Consider the following 16,255-nt stretch of genomic DNA (forward strand, 5'->3'; position numbering starts at 1 on the left):
TGATCGGTACCGGAGAGACCTGTCGATGACCCAGGCCGTACGGCATGACGCGATGCGGGCGAGGAACCTCGCCGTGGTCCTCGGAGCACTGGACCGCCGGGGGCCATTGACGCGCGCCGCGCTCGCCGAGGCCACGGGCCTGTCCAAGACCACGGTGTCCAAGCTGGTCGCGGACCTCATCGACGCGGGCATGGCCGTGGAGTCCGGCACGGTCGGGGACGGCGAGCGGGGGCGGCCGGGCGTCGCCGTCCGCCTCAGCGGGCACCGCGTGGCCGCCCTCGGCCTGGAGATCAACGTCGACTACCTGGCGGCCTGCGTCGTCGATCTCAGCCGGACGGTGCGGCTGCTCCGTGCACAGGCTGTGGACAACCGCGCCGCCTCTCCCGAGGACGTGATCGTCCGGCTGCGCGCACTAGCCACGTCCGTGCTGGCCGAGGCCGCCGGGCTCGGGCTGTCGGTCGCCGGTGGCATCGTCGCCCTGCCCGGCCCGGTCGACCGGTCCACCGGCAACGTCCACCGCGCCCCCAACCTCGGCTGGCGGGACGTGGCGGTCGCGGGCGCCCTGGGGCTGCCGCTTCCGGTGCTGGTGGAGAACGAGGCCAACCTCGCCGCCCTGGGCGAGCTGTGGTTCGGCTCGGGCGCCGCGCTCGGCGACTTCCTGCACGTCTCCGGCGAGATCGGCATCGGCGCGGGCCTGGTCGTCGACGGGGCGCTGTTCCGGGGCGCGCATGGATACGCGGGCGAGCTCGGCCACGTCGTCGTCGCGCCGGACGGCCCGGAGTGCCGGTGCGGCGGCTCGGGGTGCCTCGAACGGTACGCCGGGCAGGACGCCCTGTTGCCCCCGGGCGAGGAGATGTCCGCGCTGGTCGCCCGGCTGCGGGCCGGCGACCGCGACGCCCTGGCCGCCTGCGAGCGGGCGGGGACGGCGCTCGGCGTCGCGCTCAGCAGCGCGGTCAACCTGCTCGACCCGGACACCATCGTGCTGGGCGGCATCTTCGCCCCGCTGTTCCCGTGGGTGTCGGGGCCGGCGGAGGAGACCTTGCACCAGCGGCTCGGGCAGATGCGCGCCCGCGTCCCCGCGGTGGTCGTGTCGCAGGTCGGGGCCGACGCCGCGGCGCTGGGCGCCGCCGGTCAGGTGCTCCAGCGCATCATCGCCGACCCCGGCGCCTACCTGCTCGCCCCTCATCACTGATGGGCCCATCTATTTGACGAGTCGATAGTTGAATTCTCAACCATATGCGAGGTATGCTTACTTGAGAGTTCAAGCTACTGGAGGCGCCATGCCGGTCCACCGTCTCAACCACGCCGTCCTGTACGTCCGCGACGTCGAGCGCAGCGTCGCCTTCTACCAGGAGGCGCTCGGCTTCCGCGTGGTCATGGGCTTCCCCGGCGCGTCCTTCCTGCAGGCCCCCGCGTCGAACAACGACCACGACCTCGGCCTGTTCCAGATCGGTCCGCAGGCCGGGGCCTCGGAGGCGGGGCGGGCGACCGTCGGCCTCTACCACCTGGCCTGGGAGGTCGAGACCCTCGACGACCTGGAGGAGATCGCCGCCAAGCTGCGCGACCTCGGCGCGCTGGTCGGCACCTCCGACCACTCCACCACCAAGGCGCTGTACGCCAAGGACCCCGACGGCATCGAGTTCGAGGTCTCCTGGCTGGTGCCCGCCGGGCTGCTCACGCCCGAGACGATCGCCGCGCGATCGAGCATCAGACCGCTCGACATCGCCGGCGAGAAGCGGCGCTACGGCGGCGACACCCGCGGCGGCGTCGGCATCTCCACCGCCGCGGCCCACTGACCCGCCGCATCCCCTACGGTTCCAACGTCCACCGCGGCCCGCTGACCGGCCGCATCGCCTACGGTTCCAACGTCCACCGGGGCCCGCTGACCCGCCGGATCGCCCGCGGACCCCGCGTCCGGCGCGGTCAGCGCGCGTTGCAGGGTGAACGCCTGGTGCAGGTAGTCCCTGGCCAGGTCGGCGCGACCGGCCGCACGGTGCAGCTCGCCGAGCATCCGCGTCGCGCTGGCCTCCCCGCTGCGGTCGCCGAGCCGCCGGAAGATCGTGCGTGACCGTTCGAGCTGCGCCGAGGCGCGCACCCGCTCACCGCGGACCGCGCGGCGGTTGCCGAGGCTCTGCATCGCGTACGCCGCGCAGTGGCAGTCGCCGAGACTCTCGAAGATGTCCAGCGCCCGGTCCTGGTAGGAGGTCGCCCGGTCGAAGTCGGCGGCCAGGTCGTGCAGCCGGCCGAAGTGGTTGAACACGCAGCCCTCGCGGTGGCGGTCGCCGATGGCCCGGGCCAGCCGCAGCGCCTCGTCCAGCCACCGCGCCGCCGCCGCGAGGTCGCCCGACTCCAGGCACACCTTGCCGATGGCCTGCCGCGCGTACGCCTCCCCCGCCGGGTCGCCCATGCCGAGGAACATGCCGAGCGCCTGCCGGAACCGCCTGAGCGCCCTGAGCCGCTCGCCGCGGATCTGGTCCACCGCGCCCAGCCCGCAGATCGCGATCGCCTCGCCCCTGCCGTCCCCGAGCCGCCGGAACAGCTGGTAGGACCGGTGGAACATCTCCGCCGCCTCGGCGTACCCGTCCTGGTACAGGTACACCTGGCCGAGACCGCGCAGCAGCGCCGCCTCGCCGCGCGCGTCACCCTTGGCGCGCACCGCCTCCAGCGCGATCTCGTGGGTCCCGCGCCAGGCGTCGTAGTGCCCGCGCAGGTCGAAGTAGGGCACCAGGGACGCCGCCAGGCCCCACGCCGAGTCGGCCATGCCCGCGTCGGCGGCCAGCCGCACCGTCCCCACCAGCGCCTCCCGCTCGGTGTCGAACCACGACAGCGGGTCGGCGCCGATCTGCCCGACGGTGGCGTCGGCCGGCTCCCAGCGGGTGGCCGTGGGCGACATCAGGCCGAACACCGTGGTCGGCAGCCGCGCGGTGGCCCGCTCGGCCACCGCCAGCCACGCCCCGACGACCCGGCCGAGCGCGAGCCCCTGCGGGTCGGCGTAGGCCTTCTCCCGCGCGCCGCAGCGGATCAGGTCGTGCAGCCGGTACCGCGGCCGGCCGGCCGGGTCGCCGCCGACGAGCTGGAGCAGGTTGGCGTCCACCAGGTCGTCGACCACCTCGTCCGCGTGGTGCCGGTCGAGCGCGGCGTCGATGACCCAGGCGGGCAGCGAGCGCGGGCCGAGCAGGCCGAGCGTCCGGAACGCCCGCGCGGCGTCCTCGGGCAGCAGCCGGTAGCTCCGCTCCACGCTCGCCCGGACGGCGAGGTCGCCGACCCGCAGCTCGCTCAGCCTGCGGGCCTCGTCCTCCAGCCGCCGCTCCAGCAGGCGCAGCGGCCACCCCGGCCGCGCCACCAGGCGCGCCCCGGCGATGCGGAGGGCCAGGGGCAGGTGGCCGCACGACCGGGCGATGGCCGCCGCCGCGTCCCGCTCGCGCTCCAGCCGCTGGACGCCCACGATCTTGCCGAGCAGTTCCTCGGACTCGGGCGGCGTCAGCACGTCCAGCTCGACCTGCAGCGTCCCGGGCAGCTCGGTGATCCTGCGCCGGCTGGTGACCAGCACCGAGCAGCCGCCGCCCGGCAGCAGAGGACGCACCTGCGCGGCGCCCGCCGCGTCGTCCAGCACGAGCAGGACGCTGCGTCCGGCAAGCAGCGACCGGTACAGGGCCGAACGCTCGCGCACGCCGGCGGGTAGCGCGCCCTCGGCCACGCCCAGCGCGCGCAGCGCCTCGGCGAGCAGGTCGGCCGGGTCGGCCGGCGCGGGGGTGGTGCCGCCCAGGTCCAGGTACAGCTGCCCGCCGGGGTAGCCGTCGCGTACCGCGTGCGCGCAATGCACGGCCAGGGCTGACTTGCCGACCCCTGGCGGTCCGACGACCACGGTGATCGCCGGCGGGCCCGCCGCCCGGTCCGGCGCGAGCGCGTCGACCAGCGTGGCGACGTCCGCCGTCCGGCCGGTGAAGTCGGGAATGTCGGGCGGCAGCCGCCACAGGGACGGCTCCCCCGCCACCTCGGCGACCCGCCCGCCGGACGGCTCCCCGGCGGGAGACGGGACGCCCGCCAGGACGGCGGCGTGGGTGCGGCGCAGCTCGGCGCCCGGCTCGACCCCGAGCTCCTCCACCAGCCGGTCGCGGACCGTGGCGTACGCGCGCAGCGCCTCGGCCTGGCGTCCGCTCCAGTGCAGCGCGAGCATGAGCTGCCGCCACAGGCTCTCGCGGAACGGATGCTCCACCAGCAGGACGCGCAGCTCGCCGATCGCGGCGGTGTACTGCCCGAGGGACACCCGCAGGGCCAGCAGTTCCTCGGCCGCCGTGAGCCGGGTCTCGGCCAGCGGCGACAGGCGGCCCTCCCACAGCGGGCTGCCCGGCAGGTCGTCCAGCGGAGTGCCCTGCCACAGGGACAGCGCCCGGCACAGCAGGTCCGCGGCCTCGGCTGCGCGGCCCTCGGCCCGCGCCCGGCCACCCTCGGCGAGAAGCCGCTCGAAGGCGAGCAGGTCGAGGTCCCCGGGGGACACGTCGATCACGTAACCGGACTGCCTGGCCCGGATGACGGCCCCGCCCCCGCAGGACGCCGCCTCCTCCGCCGACGGCTCTCCGGCGGGCCCCCCATCGGCCGCGGCGGGCGCGGCCTCGGCGAGGGCGGCGCGCAGGGAGCTGACGTAGGTCCGCAGGTTCTCCACCGCCGAGCGCGGCCGGCGCTCCGGCCACAGCACCTCGATCAGGTGGCTGGTGCCCACCACGCGGTTGGCGTGGAGCAGCAGAGTCGCGAGCAGCATCCGCGGTTTGGTGCCGCCGAGGCGTACAGGCCGTCCGCCGAGCCGTACGTCCAAAGGTCCGAGAACGCTGAATGTGGGCCGATCAGTCGTCATGCCCGCCTGCTCCTTTGAGACTCTGCACCCGCTTCACCGGGTCGGTCACTCAAAGCTCTGGATCTCTTTGTATCCGTTTTGGACGTTTCTTATACGGCTTATCCGGACGCTGTACGCGAAGCGAAGGAGCCGAGCCTCCGACACCTCGGACGGTCCTTCGGAGTTTCCTCCCGAGTATCCCGAAACCGGCCCCGCCGAGCCGTCGTCGGCGCCACCCGCCGGAACTGCGAGAAAGGATCCGCATGAACCTCAGAGGATTGTTGACGGCGGGCGCCGCCCTGCTGCTCAGCCTGGCGGGAGGCGTCGCGCTGGCCCCGGGCGCGAGCGCCGCCGGTCCCCGCCCGAACTTCCAGATGCCCTTCCCCTGCAACCAGTCGTGGAGCGGCAACTCCAGCGGCAGCAGCGCCCACCAGTCGTGGGAGATCGACTGGAACCGCGGCAGTACTGCGGACGCCGACTACGGCGACACGGTGGTCGCCGCCGCCGCCGGCACGGTGGTCATCTCCGCCCACCAGGGATCGACCAACGGCTTCGGCAACCTGGTCAAGATCGACCACGGGGGCGGCTGGTCGACCTACTACGCCCACCTGAGCCTGCGCTCGGTCGGCGTCGGCGCGCAGGTCTCGCAGGGACAGAAGATCGGCGAGGTGGGCAACACCAGCAAGCCGGGCAACAACATCTCGCCGCACCTGCACTACGAGGTGCGCACGACCGACACCTCCTACCCGGCCAACATCCAGAAGGCCGTCTTCAACGGCGTCACCTTCGGCTACCCCGCGCAGACCCTGACCTCGCACAACTGCTCCGGCAGCAACAACCCCTACTCGCCCGAGGAGGTCTGCGGCAGCGGCTACAGCGTCATCGACTCCGCCGCCCTCGGCAGCGCGGGCAGGGTCTACCTGCTCTACAACACCTCCAACGGCAACAACTGCGTGACCACGATCAAGACGGCGTCGGTCGGCTCGGCGACCACGACCTCCGCCTATCTGGAGGTCCAGGGCAAGAGCCGGGTGACCGACTCGGGCGCCTTCGCCTACTACGCGGGGCCCGTCCGTGCCTCCGCCTCCGACACCTGCGTGAAGTGGGGCGGCAAGGCGGGGTCCTCCGCCTACGACAGCCCCTTCGAGCACTGCGGCTGACCGGACGCCGGCTCGGGGGCCGGTCCGGTGGCACCGGACCGGCCCCTTCCGCCCGCACGGGCAGCCGGCCTGGAGGCGGATCGGCGAGGTCGGACGGCCCGTCGAAGAAGGGTTGCGGACGACGGGTCACCGGGTGCGCACGGCCCACCGGGTGAGCGCGGGGACGGGCGCGGAGCAGGCGAGGAAGACCCCGGCCATCAGCAGCCATCCGGTCGCGCCGAGCCCGGTGAGCGCGAGCGTGAACACGGCCGGCGCGAACATCTGCACGGTCGCGGTCGCCGCCTCCGAGGCCCCCTGGTAGGCGCCCCGGGCATCCTCGCGCATCAACTCCACCGACAGGCCCCAGCCGCCGCCGACGTACCCCAGCTCGCCGGCCACGTGGAACAGCGCGGCGAGCGTCACCACCCCGATCGCCACCGCGCCGGCGCGCCCGGCCGTGGTCGCCAGCAGCACGCAGCTCACGGCCAGCGACCCGCCCGCCCAGACCACGGTGCGCGCGGCCTGGGCGGTGGTGCCGGTGAACCGGGTGACCAGGACCTGCAACGCGGCGATGCCCACCGAGCTGATCACCACGACCGCTCCGCTCAGTGACAGGGGCAGGCGCGTGAAGTTCGCGATCCACAACGGCAGGCCGGTCGCGAGCATCGCCCAGCACAGCGACAGCATCGATGTGGCGCCGATGACGGCCAGGTAGGGACGGTCGCGCAGGACGACCTGGACTCCGCGGCGAGGCTCGCGCGCCGCGCGCGGCCCCGGCGGCGGGGCGATGGTGGCGGTCAGCGCCGCCAGGACGGCGAAGCTGAGCACGTTGCCACAGATGGCCGCCAGGTAGGCGGACGGCCGGTCCGTCGCGAGCACCACCGCGCCCGCGCCGGCGCCGAGCGCGTATCCGGCGTGCTGGGCCACCCGCTGCCGGGCGAGGGCTCCCACCCGGCGCTCGGTGCCGGTGACCAGCTCCGCGACCAGGGCCGTGCGGACGGCCGAGGCCCCGTTGGCGGGCGCGACGAAGACCACCGTCACAAGGACGAACGCCCACGGCGCGCTGACCTGCGTGTAGGCGGCCATGGCGGCCCCGCGCAGGAGGGTCACGGCGACGAGGATGGCGCGCGGGTCGTACCGGTCGGCCATGGCGCCGAGCGGCATCGCCGTCAGCAGGCCCACGCCGCCGGCCGCGGCCATGGCCAGGCCCACCAGAGCGGGTGACAGATGCAGGATGCGAGTGAAGTACAGCGCCCAGATGGTGAACCACAGGCCGTCGCCCAGGGCCGAGATGCCCCTCCCCCACAGCAGCCGCCGCAGCCCGGCGGTCTCGGCGGCGGCCTGCGTCGTCGGCGTCAGCACCATTCCACCAACCACCCTTCACGAATCGCTTAAGGGTGAATGTAACGACCCGCGGGCCGTCCGGACAACCACCATTCAGGACTTGGTGAATAGTGGTATCGTGCAACGGGGAGGGACGATGAGGGGCGGATGGGTGGACGCGCGCGAGCCGGTGCTGGCCTCGGTCGTCTCTCTCGCGCGTGAACTCGCCGACCCGGTGCGGCTCACCGCGCTCCAACTGCTCTCCGCCGAGGGCCCGCACACCCTCAGCCAGCTCGCCGACGTCCTCGGCGTCTCCGCGCCGCGCATGAGCAACCACCTCGCCCGCCTGCGCGCCGCCGGGCTGGTCGCCGTCGAGCACACCGGTCGGCACGCCGTCTACCAGGTCGCCTCACCGGGGCTCGCCGACGTGCTCACCGCGCTGGCCCGGTACGCGCACGCCGACCTCGCCGTACGCCCCGGCCGCCCCGCGACCGCCGACGACATCGCCCACACCTGCTACGACCACGCCGCCGGCCTGCTCGGCGTCGCGGTGTTCGGCGCCCTCGTCGAACGCGGCGCCCTGCGTCCCCCGGACGGGCGCGACAGCGCGCTCACCCTCGGCGCCGGCGCCGGCTTCCTCGCCGACCTCGGCGTCGACCTGGACGCCGTGGACGCCCGCCGCCGCAAGCTCGCCACGGCATGCCTCGACCGCGTCCACCGCCTGCCCCACCTGGGCGGCGTCCTGGGCAAGGCCGTGCTCGACGCCTTCGTCGCACGAGGTCTCATCGAGGCGCGCGAAGGCACCCGCGAGCTCACCGTCACCTCCCACGGCGCCGCCGTCCTGCCCGCCCTGCTGCCCGCCTTCACACCGGGGACCGCCCCGGCGAACTCCTCCTGAGCCGCCACACCGCGAGCAGGAGCGGCGCGGGCGCACCGAGTCGCGGACCGAAACCCGGGTCGGAACCGGCCCCAAGAGGAGGCCAGGTCATGGAATGACGCATATAGTGGTGCCGTCCGCATTGGTGGACCGACCTAGGAGGTGAGCCCCATTACCGCTGTACCCGGTTGGGCGCTCCCTGCTCCAGGTCGTGCGATCCGCACGGTGTAGGTGAGCCCGGGAGCGCCCGCGAGGCATCCCCGAAAGGCTCACATGTCGGCTTCACCGTCGCACCGCTCCCCTTCCCCCGCCGTCGCCCCCTCCACGGCCCCCCTCATCCCCGGCCTCGCCGGCGCCGCCGTGCGTCCAGCGACCGCTCCCGCACCTTTGGCCGCCGGGCCGGCCGCGGGCCGTGACCCCGGCTCGGCGGTGGCCGTCGCGGCCCGGCTGCGAGCGGCGGGATGCGTGTTCGCCGAGGACGAGGCGAGCCTGATCCTCGCCACGGCCACGACGCCCGCCGGCGTCGCCGCCATGGTGGACCGGCGTGCCGCCGGGCTGCCGCTCGAACACGTCCTCGGCTGGGCGGAGTTCCGCGGACTGCGGGTGGCCGTGGACCCCGGCGTCTTCGTCCCACGTCGCCGCACCGAGTTCCTCGTCGACCAGGCCGTGACCCTCACCGCGCCGGACGCGGTGATCCTGGACCTGTGCTGCGGCTCGGGCGCGCTGGGCGTGGCGCTGGCCGTGACGGCGCGGCGCGCGCAACTGCACGCGGCCGACATCGACCCCGCCGCCGTGGCCTGCGCCCGCCGCAACGTCGCCGCGGTCGCCGCCCGGCTCGCCGGGCCTGCCCGGGTCTACGAAGGCGACCTGTACGCGCCCCTTCCCCCCACCCTGCGCGGACGCGTGGACGTCCTGCTGGCCAACGCGCCTTACGTGCCCACCGACGCGATCGACCTGCTCCCCGCCGAGGCCCGTCTGCACGAGGCGCGGATGGCGTTCGACGGCGGCGCCGACGGCCTCGCGGTCCTGCGGAGGGTGGCCGCGGGCGCGCCGCTCTGGCTGAGGCCGGGCGGGCACCTGCTGTTCGAGACCAGCGAACGCCAGGCGTCCCGGGCGGTGGAGACCGTGGAACGCGCGGGGCTGCGCGCGCGCGTGGCCACCTCCGACGAGTACTCCGCCACCGTCGTCATCGCCACGAGGCCGCCCTCCTGACACCCCACGGCGCACCGGTCGCGGACGGACGGCACGCCGGTGGGACCGGCCGGCCAGAAGGAGCGGGCGAGGTCAGGCGCGGACGGCGGGGAGGATGACCTCGTCCAGGACCACCTGGGCGGTCGGCTGGTCGGGGACGTTGTACTGCCCGGCGTTGACCACGACCACCAGGTCCAGCGGCGATGACACGTACAGGCGCTGGCCGCCGTTGCCGAACCCGCCCGTCCAGCCGTCGCCCGCGTACCACTGGTAGCCGTAGTGGAAGCCCTCGTCGATCCGCACGTGCGGGCGTGTGGCGACCTCCAGCCAGGACGCGGGCACCAGGTCCCGCCCGCCGTCGAGGACCAGCCGCCCGACCTCCAGCAGCGCCGGGGCGGTCAGCCGGAGGCCGGAGGCCGCCAGCGCCACCCCGTCGTCGCCGGTCGACCACTCGAAGGAGGTGACGCCGAGCGGCTCCAGCAGCCTGGCGCGGGCGTAGTCCTCGATCTTCGCCCCGGTCCCCTTCTCGACCAGCCTCGCCAGCAGCGCGGAGGCGCCCCCGCAGTAGGTCCACCGCGTGCCGGGCTCCTCGGCGACCGGCCGTTCCAGGATGTACCGGTAGCGGTCCTGGGCCATCTCCATCGCGATCTCGCTGTTGGCGGCGCTGGTGTAGGGGACGTTCTCGTTCCACTCCAGGCCGAGGGTCATGGTGAGCGCGTGCCCCACCGTCAGCGCGGACCGCCGTGGGTCCTCGGCCAGGTCGGCGTACTCGGGGAAGTGCCGCAGCAGCGGCTCGTGCGGCTCGGGCACCCGGCCGTCGGCCAGGGCGATGCCGTAGAGCAGGGAGACGATGCTCTTGGTCACCGAACGGACGTCGTGGAGGGTGTCCGGCGTGAACCGGACATGGCCGAGCGGCTCGTTCAGAAGGTGGTCCTCGCCCTCTCCGTAGTGCTCCAGGATCACCTGGCCCCGGTGGACGGCGATGACGGCGTGCAGATCGGGAACCCGTCCCTGCTCGACGGCCCGCGCGAGGCGGCCGGTAAGTGTCTCACTGCTCATCGGGCAGTTCTACGCCATTCTCGCCGAATACCGCCAGCCTTCGAGCTCGCCGTACGCAGGGCCGCTCGCCGTACGCCGGCGCCGACTTCGCCGTACCCCCGACCCTCCGACCCGGCGCCGCTCAAGTGACCCTGCGACCGGACAGCCAAGCCGACAAGCGCGCGTCCGGGGGGCCAAGCCGACACGTACGGACCCCAGGACAGCCAACCCGACACGTACGGACCCCAGGACAGCCAACCCTGCGCGTACGGATGTCAGCAGAGCCGAGCCCGACGGGTACGGGCGTGGGAGTTCGCGGCGGTCACGCGGTTCCGGGTTCGATGAGGCCGATCTCGTAGGCGAGGATCACCGCGTGTACCCGGTCGCGCAGGTACAGCTTGGCCAGGATGTTGCTGACGTGGGTCTTCACCGTCTGCTCGCCGATGACCAGGCCGGCCGCGATCTCGGCGTTCGACCCTCCCCGTGCCATGAGCTGCAGCACCTCGCGCTCTCTGGGGGTGAGCGTCCCGAGGACGGCGGGGGCCTTCTCGGGCGGGCGCGGGCGCCGGGAGAACTCGCCGATGAGCCGCCTGGTGACCGAAGGGGCGAGCAGCGCCTCGCCGGCCGCGACCACGCGCACGGCGTTGACCAGGTCGTCCCGGCGCAGGTCCTTGAGCAGGAAGCCGCTCGCCCCGGCCCGCAGCGCCTCGTAGACGTAGTCGTCCAGGTCGAACGTGGTGAGCATCAGCACTTTGACCGGGTAGGCGACGCCCGGTCCTGCGAGGCGGCGGGTCGCCTCGAGCCCGTCCATTCTGGGCATCCGGATGTCCATGAGCACCACATCGGGCCTGAGCCGCTGGGCCGCCGAGACCGCCTCGGCGCCGTCGGCCGCCTCGGCCACCACCTCGATGTCCGGCTGAGCGTCGAGGATCATGTGGAACCCGGCCCGCACCAACTCCTGATCGTCCGCGACGACGACCGTGATGCTCACCGCGTCCCTCCGATCGGCAGCCGCGCCGCCACCGTGAAACCGCCGCCCGGGCCCGGCCCGGCGGTGAGCTCGCCCCCGAACAGCTGCGCCCTCTCTCGCATGCCGGCCAGGCCGTGCCCCCGCGCCACGGCCTGGCCGAGTCCTTCCGCGCCGTCCCCCGCGCCCCGTGCCGCGCTTCGGTCCGACGCGACCGACCCCCCGGCCACACCGCCATCCAGCAGGAGACGCCCGCCCGGCGCGACCGGCCCCCGCGCCGTACCACGACCGTCCAGGACAGGAGGCCCGCCCGGCGCGACCGTTCCACCGGCCGCAGCGCCGTCCAGGACGGAACACCCCTCCGACGCGACCGGGCGTCCACCGGCCGTGTCGTCGTCCGGAACGGGACGCCCGTCGCCGGATCCGCTGTCGCGGACCTCGACGCGCAGGTCGTCCTGGTCGTACCGGACCCGCACCCGCACTCGTGTGTGACCGGCATGCTTGAGCACGTTGGTCAGCGCCTCCTGCACGATGCGGTAGGCCGACAGGTCCACCCCCGCCGGCAGCGGCACCGGATCGCCCTCCACCCGTAGCGTCGCGTCCAGACCGGTCCTGCGCACCTGCTCGACCAGCGCGGGAAGCTCCGCCACGCCGGGTTGGGGAGTGAGGCTCGGTCCCCCGTCGCCGGTCTCCTCCCTCAGCACGCCGAGCAGACGGCGCATCTCCACCAGGGCCTGGCGCCCGATGCCGGATATGGTGTCGAAGGCCCGCCCCGCCGCGAGGCCGTCGCGTTCGGCCGCGACCGGACCGGCCTCGGCCTGCACCACCATCATGCTGACGTGGTGGGCTATCACGTCGTGCAGCTCCCGCGCGATGCGGGCCCGCTCGGCGGTCACCGCGCGCCGTGCCTCGAAGTCCCGCTCGCGTGCCAGCCATGCGGTGCGCGCCTCCAGCTCGGCGGTGTACGCGCGGCGGATGCGGGCGCTGTCGCCCAGGACCCAGGCGCTGCCCAGCGACAGCACGCCGAAGGCGAGGTCGAGCGCGTCGCTGTCGGTCGCGGGGGCGAGGGCGACCGCCATGACCGCGCCGCCGCTCAGCACGCCGATGGCCACCGACCAGCGACGGTTCTCACACCACGCGGCCATGCTGTAGAGGGCGACGACGCCGCCGATCGGCACCGGCGTGACCAGGTCGGGCAGCGGCGTGGCCCCGTACACGGCCGATCCCATGCCCACTGCGAGGTTGACCCAGAACGGGTGGCGCCGGCGCCAGGCCAACGGCAGGGTGATCAGCAGCACCAGCACGACCGCCGCCGGGCCGGGCGGCGGCATGTGCTCGGCCCGTGCCCGCAGCACCAGGGCGAGCAGCGACACCGCCGCGAGCACCCCGCCGAGCGACGCGTCCGCGACCGGCGGCCGCGCCCCGGCCCAGGCCGCGGACAACGATGATCGGCTGATTGCCATGCGGCAAGTATCCGTTTCGCGCCCGGAAAAGACCTCCCTCGCAAGAGGGATCAACGACCGCCGGATCCCCTGCGCCGGGGAGGGACGATCTGGGCGGCGCGGGGGATCCGGGCGGAAGGGGCGGCGGCCTACGGTCCTGGTGTCCTCGGCGTCCGCGCCGTCATCGCGGCCCTCAGGGAGGCTCCCGATGTCCAGCCCAACCCCCCGCCCCGGCACGATCATCCCTTCCGCCCTCACCGCATCTTCGCTCCCGGCGACCGGCGTCCCCGCCCGTCCCGTGACCGACACAACCTCCGCCACCGGATTCGGCGCGCCGCTGAGCGTGAACCCGCTGCCCAGGAGCGGGGTCGCGGCGTTGTTCGGCCGCGCCCGTGCCGCGGCCCGCGCCTCGTGGGACGAGGCTCCCGGCTACCGGCGCCTGGCCTACGTCACCGGGGCGATCCTGATCGCCATCGGGCTCGGCCACGCGGTCCTGTGGGCCGTGATGGGCGGCACGGCGTCCGGCCCGCTGTCCTGGCGCAAGCCCGTGACCTTCGGCGTGTCGTTCGGCATGACCACGGCGACGCTCGGCGCGGTCGCCGCGTACCTGCCGGTGCGCCGGTGGATCGGCTGGGTGCTGTCGGTCCTGCTGTGCTCCTCGGCCGCCGGAGAGGTCGCCTACATCTCCATGCAGCACGCCCGCGGCGTCGCCTCGCACTTCAACGAGACGACGCCGCTGGACAAGGCCCTGTTCCAGGCCGCGGGGTGGGTCATCGGAGGCATGGTCCTGGTCATCGTCGTCATGGCGGTCGCCTCCTTCGTCCGCACGACCGCGCCCGCGCCGATGGCCTGGGCGCTCCGGGCGGGGCTGGTGGGGCTGGTGACGGCGCTCGCCGCCGGCGCCTGGATGATCATGCACGGCGACGCGCTGGTCGACGCCGGCGCCACGCCGCTCACCGTCTCGATGACGACCTACGGCGCCGCCGGCGCGATGAAGTCCGCGCACGCCGTCCCCATGCACGCCGTCCAGGTCCTCGGCGTCATCGCGTGGCTGCTGGGACTCGGCGGGCTGTCCCGGCGCCGTCAGGTGTGGCTGGTGGCGATGGCGATCGCCGGGTACGCGGGCCTGTTCACGGTGCTGGTCCTGCGCACCGTCGCCGGGCTGCCGCCGTTCGGCCTGGATGCCTCCGCGCCGGCCTACCTGATCCCGGCCGGGCTGCTGGCCGGCGCGGGCATCACCGCCCTGGCCCACGCCTCCCGTGCCATGGCAGCGGACGCGTCCCGCTCCTAGACCGGCAGGCATGCGACGCGCTCCAGCGGGCGGCGCCAGTGGCGATGGCGATGGCGGCGCCGGTTGAGTTGATACACGGCTGAGCGGTCGCGGATGCGCCGTCACGGCATCGCGGACACGCGCCTCGCCCAGGGTTGCCCCGGTGGGCCGGTACGGCACACCGGTTCTCCCCGAGGTGGTCCGCGATGTTCCCCATTCCCACGCCCAGCCCCACGCCCACGCTTCTCCGCCCCCAGCGGGCGGCGGAGCGGATGGGGTGGGCCGACACGACCAAGGGCGCGTGCATCCTGCTGGTGGTGCTCTGGCACGTCATCACGAAGCACTACCTGCGGGTCGGCTGGAATCTCGGCGTGCCCATCCCGGGCATCTGGGGCATGCTCGGCGACCAGCTCCTGACACTGCGGATGCCGCTGTTCTTCACGATCTCCGGCATGTTCGCCGCCGGCGCCTTCCACCGGCCCTGGCGCACGGTGGCGCGCGGCCGGGTGACGCGGCACCTCTACCTGTACGTGCTGTGGGTGTCGATCCACACGGTGCTGCTCGGCTTCGCCCCCGGGTTCGGCACCGCCGGCGCGCACGGCTGGGCCGAGTTGGCCGAGCAGCTCACGATCAGCCCGCCCAACCTGTGGTACCTCTACGCCCTCGCGCTTTACTTCGCGCTCGCGAAGGCCCTGCGTCGGGTGCCGGCGCCCGTGGTGATCGCCGCCGCCCTCGTCCTGTCGGTCGTCGTGTCGGCCGGCGTCCTACCCACCGCGGGAAACCGAGGGTCCCTGCTGCAGAACCTGGTGTTCTTCCTCACCGGGCTGCACCTACGCCCGCAGGTGGAGCGATTCGCCTCGACCACGGGCGGGCGGCGTGCACTGCTCGCCGGGTCCGCGTACTCGCTGGCGCTGGCCGTGATGGCGGTGACCGGTACGCGGCATCTGCCCGGTGTCTGGCCGACCGTCTGCGTTCTGGCCACCGTGTTCGGCGTGTCCGCGGCCCCGGCGGTGGCCGCCGTCCCCGTGGTCGGCGGCGCTCTGGCCTGGCTGGGACGCCGCACCCTCGCCGTCTACCTGATCCACATGCCGGTGCTCGCCCTGCTGCACCGGGCGCTCGTCGCGCCCCTGTCCCACGCCGGGACGCAGGCGCGGTACGTCCTCGCGGTCGTTCACCCGGTGCTGATGACCGCGCTGGTGGTGGCCGTGTGCCTGCTGGTGGAGGCCGTACTCCCCAAGATGGGGGCGACCTGGCTGTTCGACCTGCCCACCTGGCGCCGGGCGCGGTCGGTCACCACCCTCGGGACGGCTATAGGTTGGAGGAGATGTCTGTTCCAACCGCTCGCGGCGGCGCGTCCGAGCCGGTCACGATCCTGCTCGTCGAGGACGACGAGGTGATCCGCAAGACGGTGGCGATGGCGCTGGAGCGCTACGGCTACCGGGTCACCGTGGCCGGCGACGGGCTGACCGCGCTGGAGCTGTTCCGGGAGCGGCGGCACGATCTGCTGCTGCTCGACGTCATGCTGCCCGTGCTGGACGGCATCGGGCTGTGCCGCAGGATCCGGGAATCGAGCCTGGAGCCGATCCTGATGATGTCCGCGCGCGGGGACTCCCTCGATGTCGTCTCCGGCCTGGAGGCCGGCGCCGACGACTACGTCGTCAAGCCGGTCGACATCTCCGTGCTGGTGGCCAGGATCCGCTCACTGCTGCGCCGCGCCACCTTCGCCTCCACCGAACCCACCGCCGAACCCACCGCCGAACCCACCGTCGGACCCACCTCCGCGCCCGCCCTCGAAGCGCCCACCGCGCCCACCTCCCAAGCCGCCGCCGGTCCTGGCGCCGCGGCCGGCCGGAACGTCCCCTCCCCCGCGGGCGGCCCGGCCGGCCCGCACGGCCTGCTCGTGTTCGGCGACCTGGCCATCGACCCGGCCGGCCTGGAGGTCTTCAGTGCCGGACGGCAGGTGGCGCTGGCGCCGACCGAGCTGCGGCTGCTGCTGGAGTTCGCCGCCAATCCGGGCATCGTGCTCGATCGGCGGACGCTCCTGCGCGACGTCTGGGACTACGGCTGGGACGGCGACAGCCGCGTCGTGGACCTGTGCGTGCAGCGGCTCCGCAAGAAGATCGGGGCCGAGCGCATCGAGACCGTCCGCGGCTTCGGCTACAAGCTGCGGCGCTGAG

The 16,255-nt window shown here is 73.9% G+C and carries 13 protein-coding genes; 8 read left to right on the forward strand and 5 right to left on the reverse strand.

What is annotated here, in order from left to right:
* Positions 1-25 precede the first annotated feature (25 nt).
* On the forward strand, positions 26-1,192 hold the full coding sequence (locus ABZT47_RS17860) for an ROK family transcriptional regulator (RefSeq protein WP_354842679.1): 1,167 nt from the start codon (positions 26-28) through the stop codon (positions 1,190-1,192).
* Between the two features lie 88 nt (positions 1,193-1,280).
* Positions 1,281-1,796 carry a VOC family protein gene (locus ABZT47_RS17865; RefSeq protein ID WP_354842682.1) on the forward strand — a complete coding sequence of 172 codons (516 nt, stop codon included), beginning with the start codon at positions 1,281-1,283 and terminating at the stop codon, positions 1,794-1,796.
* Here ABZT47_RS17865 and ABZT47_RS17870 read toward each other — a convergent pair.
* A complete protein-coding gene (locus tag ABZT47_RS17870) occupies positions 1,742-4,852 on the reverse strand; it encodes a BTAD domain-containing putative transcriptional regulator (RefSeq protein ID WP_354842684.1) in 3,111 nt (1,036 codons plus the stop codon). The genes ABZT47_RS17865 and ABZT47_RS17870 overlap by 55 nt on opposite strands.
* Positions 4,853-5,094: 242 nt before the next feature.
* Between ABZT47_RS17870 and ABZT47_RS17875 the strand changes: the two genes are divergently transcribed.
* Entirely contained in the window at positions 5,095-5,991 is an 897-nt protein-coding gene (locus ABZT47_RS17875) for a M23 family metallopeptidase (protein ID WP_354842686.1), read from the forward strand.
* A 126-nt stretch (positions 5,992-6,117) separates the two neighbouring features.
* Here ABZT47_RS17875 and ABZT47_RS17880 read toward each other — a convergent pair whose 3' ends face one another.
* Positions 6,118-7,335 carry an MFS transporter gene (locus ABZT47_RS17880; protein WP_354842688.1) on the reverse strand — a complete coding sequence of 406 codons (1,218 nt, stop codon included), beginning with the start codon at positions 7,333-7,335 and terminating at the stop codon, positions 6,118-6,120.
* 115 nt (positions 7,336-7,450) lie between these two features.
* On the opposite strand from ABZT47_RS17880, the gene ABZT47_RS17885 reads away from it, so the two are divergent.
* Positions 7,451-8,191 carry a metalloregulator ArsR/SmtB family transcription factor gene (locus ABZT47_RS17885; protein ID WP_354842691.1) on the forward strand — a complete coding sequence of 247 codons (741 nt, stop codon included), beginning with the start codon at positions 7,451-7,453 and terminating at the stop codon, positions 8,189-8,191.
* 252 nt (positions 8,192-8,443) lie between these two features.
* Entirely contained in the window at positions 8,444-9,382 is a 939-nt protein-coding gene (locus ABZT47_RS17890; RefSeq protein ID WP_354842694.1) for a putative protein N(5)-glutamine methyltransferase, read from the forward strand.
* Between the two features lie 72 nt (positions 9,383-9,454).
* On the opposite strand, the gene ABZT47_RS17895 is transcribed toward ABZT47_RS17890, so the two are convergent.
* The 3 genes from ABZT47_RS17895 to ABZT47_RS17905 form a co-directional block, all read right to left on the reverse strand.
* On the reverse strand, positions 9,455-10,420 hold the full coding sequence (locus ABZT47_RS17895; RefSeq protein WP_354842697.1) for a serine hydrolase: 966 nt from the start codon (positions 10,418-10,420) through the stop codon (positions 9,455-9,457).
* Between the two features lie 301 nt (positions 10,421-10,721).
* Entirely contained in the window at positions 10,722-11,390 is a 669-nt protein-coding gene (locus ABZT47_RS17900; RefSeq protein WP_354842700.1) for a response regulator transcription factor, read from the reverse strand.
* Entirely contained in the window at positions 11,387-12,829 is a 1,443-nt protein-coding gene (locus ABZT47_RS17905; protein WP_354842703.1) for a histidine kinase, read from the reverse strand. The genes ABZT47_RS17900 and ABZT47_RS17905 overlap by 4 nt, the downstream gene beginning before the upstream one ends.
* Before the next feature lie 187 nt (positions 12,830-13,016).
* Here ABZT47_RS17905 and ABZT47_RS17910 point away from each other — a divergent pair, with 187 nt between their 5' ends.
* The 3 genes from ABZT47_RS17910 (at position 13,017) to ABZT47_RS17920 (ending at position 16,254) form a co-directional block, all read left to right on the forward strand.
* A complete protein-coding gene (locus tag ABZT47_RS17910; RefSeq protein WP_354842706.1) occupies positions 13,017-14,099 on the forward strand; it encodes a hypothetical protein in 1,083 nt (360 codons plus the stop codon).
* A 185-nt stretch (positions 14,100-14,284) separates the two neighbouring features.
* Positions 14,285-15,475, forward strand: a complete 1,191-nt coding sequence (locus ABZT47_RS17915) for an acyltransferase family protein (protein WP_354842709.1) — start codon at positions 14,285-14,287, stop codon at positions 15,473-15,475.
* Positions 15,403-16,254 carry a response regulator gene (locus tag ABZT47_RS17920; RefSeq protein WP_354842712.1) on the forward strand — a complete coding sequence of 284 codons (852 nt, stop codon included), beginning with the start codon at positions 15,403-15,405 and terminating at the stop codon, positions 16,252-16,254. Before ABZT47_RS17915 ends, ABZT47_RS17920 begins: the two co-directional genes overlap by 73 nt.
* Position 16,255: the final 1 nt, after the last annotated feature.

The organism is Sphaerisporangium sp. NPDC005289 (assembly GCF_040607455.1).
Taxonomy (GTDB): Bacteria; Actinomycetota; Actinomycetes; order Streptosporangiales; family Streptosporangiaceae; genus Sphaerisporangium; species Sphaerisporangium rhizosphaerae.

What these genes read in the sequence shown, in the direction of transcription:
- ABZT47_RS17860 (WP_354842679.1), top strand. Translation starts at nt 26, where the DNA reads ATGACCCAGGCCGTACGGCATGACGCGATGCGGGCGAGGAACCTCGCC.
- ABZT47_RS17865 (WP_354842682.1), top strand. Translation starts at nt 1,281, where the DNA reads ATGCCGGTCCACCGTCTCAACCACGCCGTCCTGTACGTCCGCGACGTC.
- ABZT47_RS17870 (WP_354842684.1), bottom strand. Translation starts at nt 4,852, where the DNA reads ATGACGACTGATCGGCCCACATTCAGCGTTCTCGGACCTTTGGACGTA.
- ABZT47_RS17875 (WP_354842686.1), top strand. Translation starts at nt 5,095, where the DNA reads ATGAACCTCAGAGGATTGTTGACGGCGGGCGCCGCCCTGCTGCTCAGC.
- ABZT47_RS17880 (WP_354842688.1), bottom strand. Translation starts at nt 7,335, where the DNA reads ATGGTGCTGACGCCGACGACGCAGGCCGCCGCCGAGACCGCCGGGCTG.
- ABZT47_RS17885 (WP_354842691.1), top strand. Translation starts at nt 7,451, where the DNA reads ATGAGGGGCGGATGGGTGGACGCGCGCGAGCCGGTGCTGGCCTCGGTC.
- ABZT47_RS17890 (WP_354842694.1), top strand. Translation starts at nt 8,444, where the DNA reads ATGTCGGCTTCACCGTCGCACCGCTCCCCTTCCCCCGCCGTCGCCCCC.
- ABZT47_RS17895 (WP_354842697.1), bottom strand. Translation starts at nt 10,420, where the DNA reads ATGAGCAGTGAGACACTTACCGGCCGCCTCGCGCGGGCCGTCGAGCAG.
- ABZT47_RS17905 (WP_354842703.1), bottom strand. Translation starts at nt 12,829, where the DNA reads ATGGCAATCAGCCGATCATCGTTGTCCGCGGCCTGGGCCGGGGCGCGG.
- ABZT47_RS17910 (WP_354842706.1), top strand. Translation starts at nt 13,017, where the DNA reads ATGTCCAGCCCAACCCCCCGCCCCGGCACGATCATCCCTTCCGCCCTC.
- ABZT47_RS17915 (WP_354842709.1), top strand. Translation starts at nt 14,285, where the DNA reads ATGTTCCCCATTCCCACGCCCAGCCCCACGCCCACGCTTCTCCGCCCC.
- ABZT47_RS17920 (WP_354842712.1), top strand. Translation starts at nt 15,403, where the DNA reads ATGTCTGTTCCAACCGCTCGCGGCGGCGCGTCCGAGCCGGTCACGATC.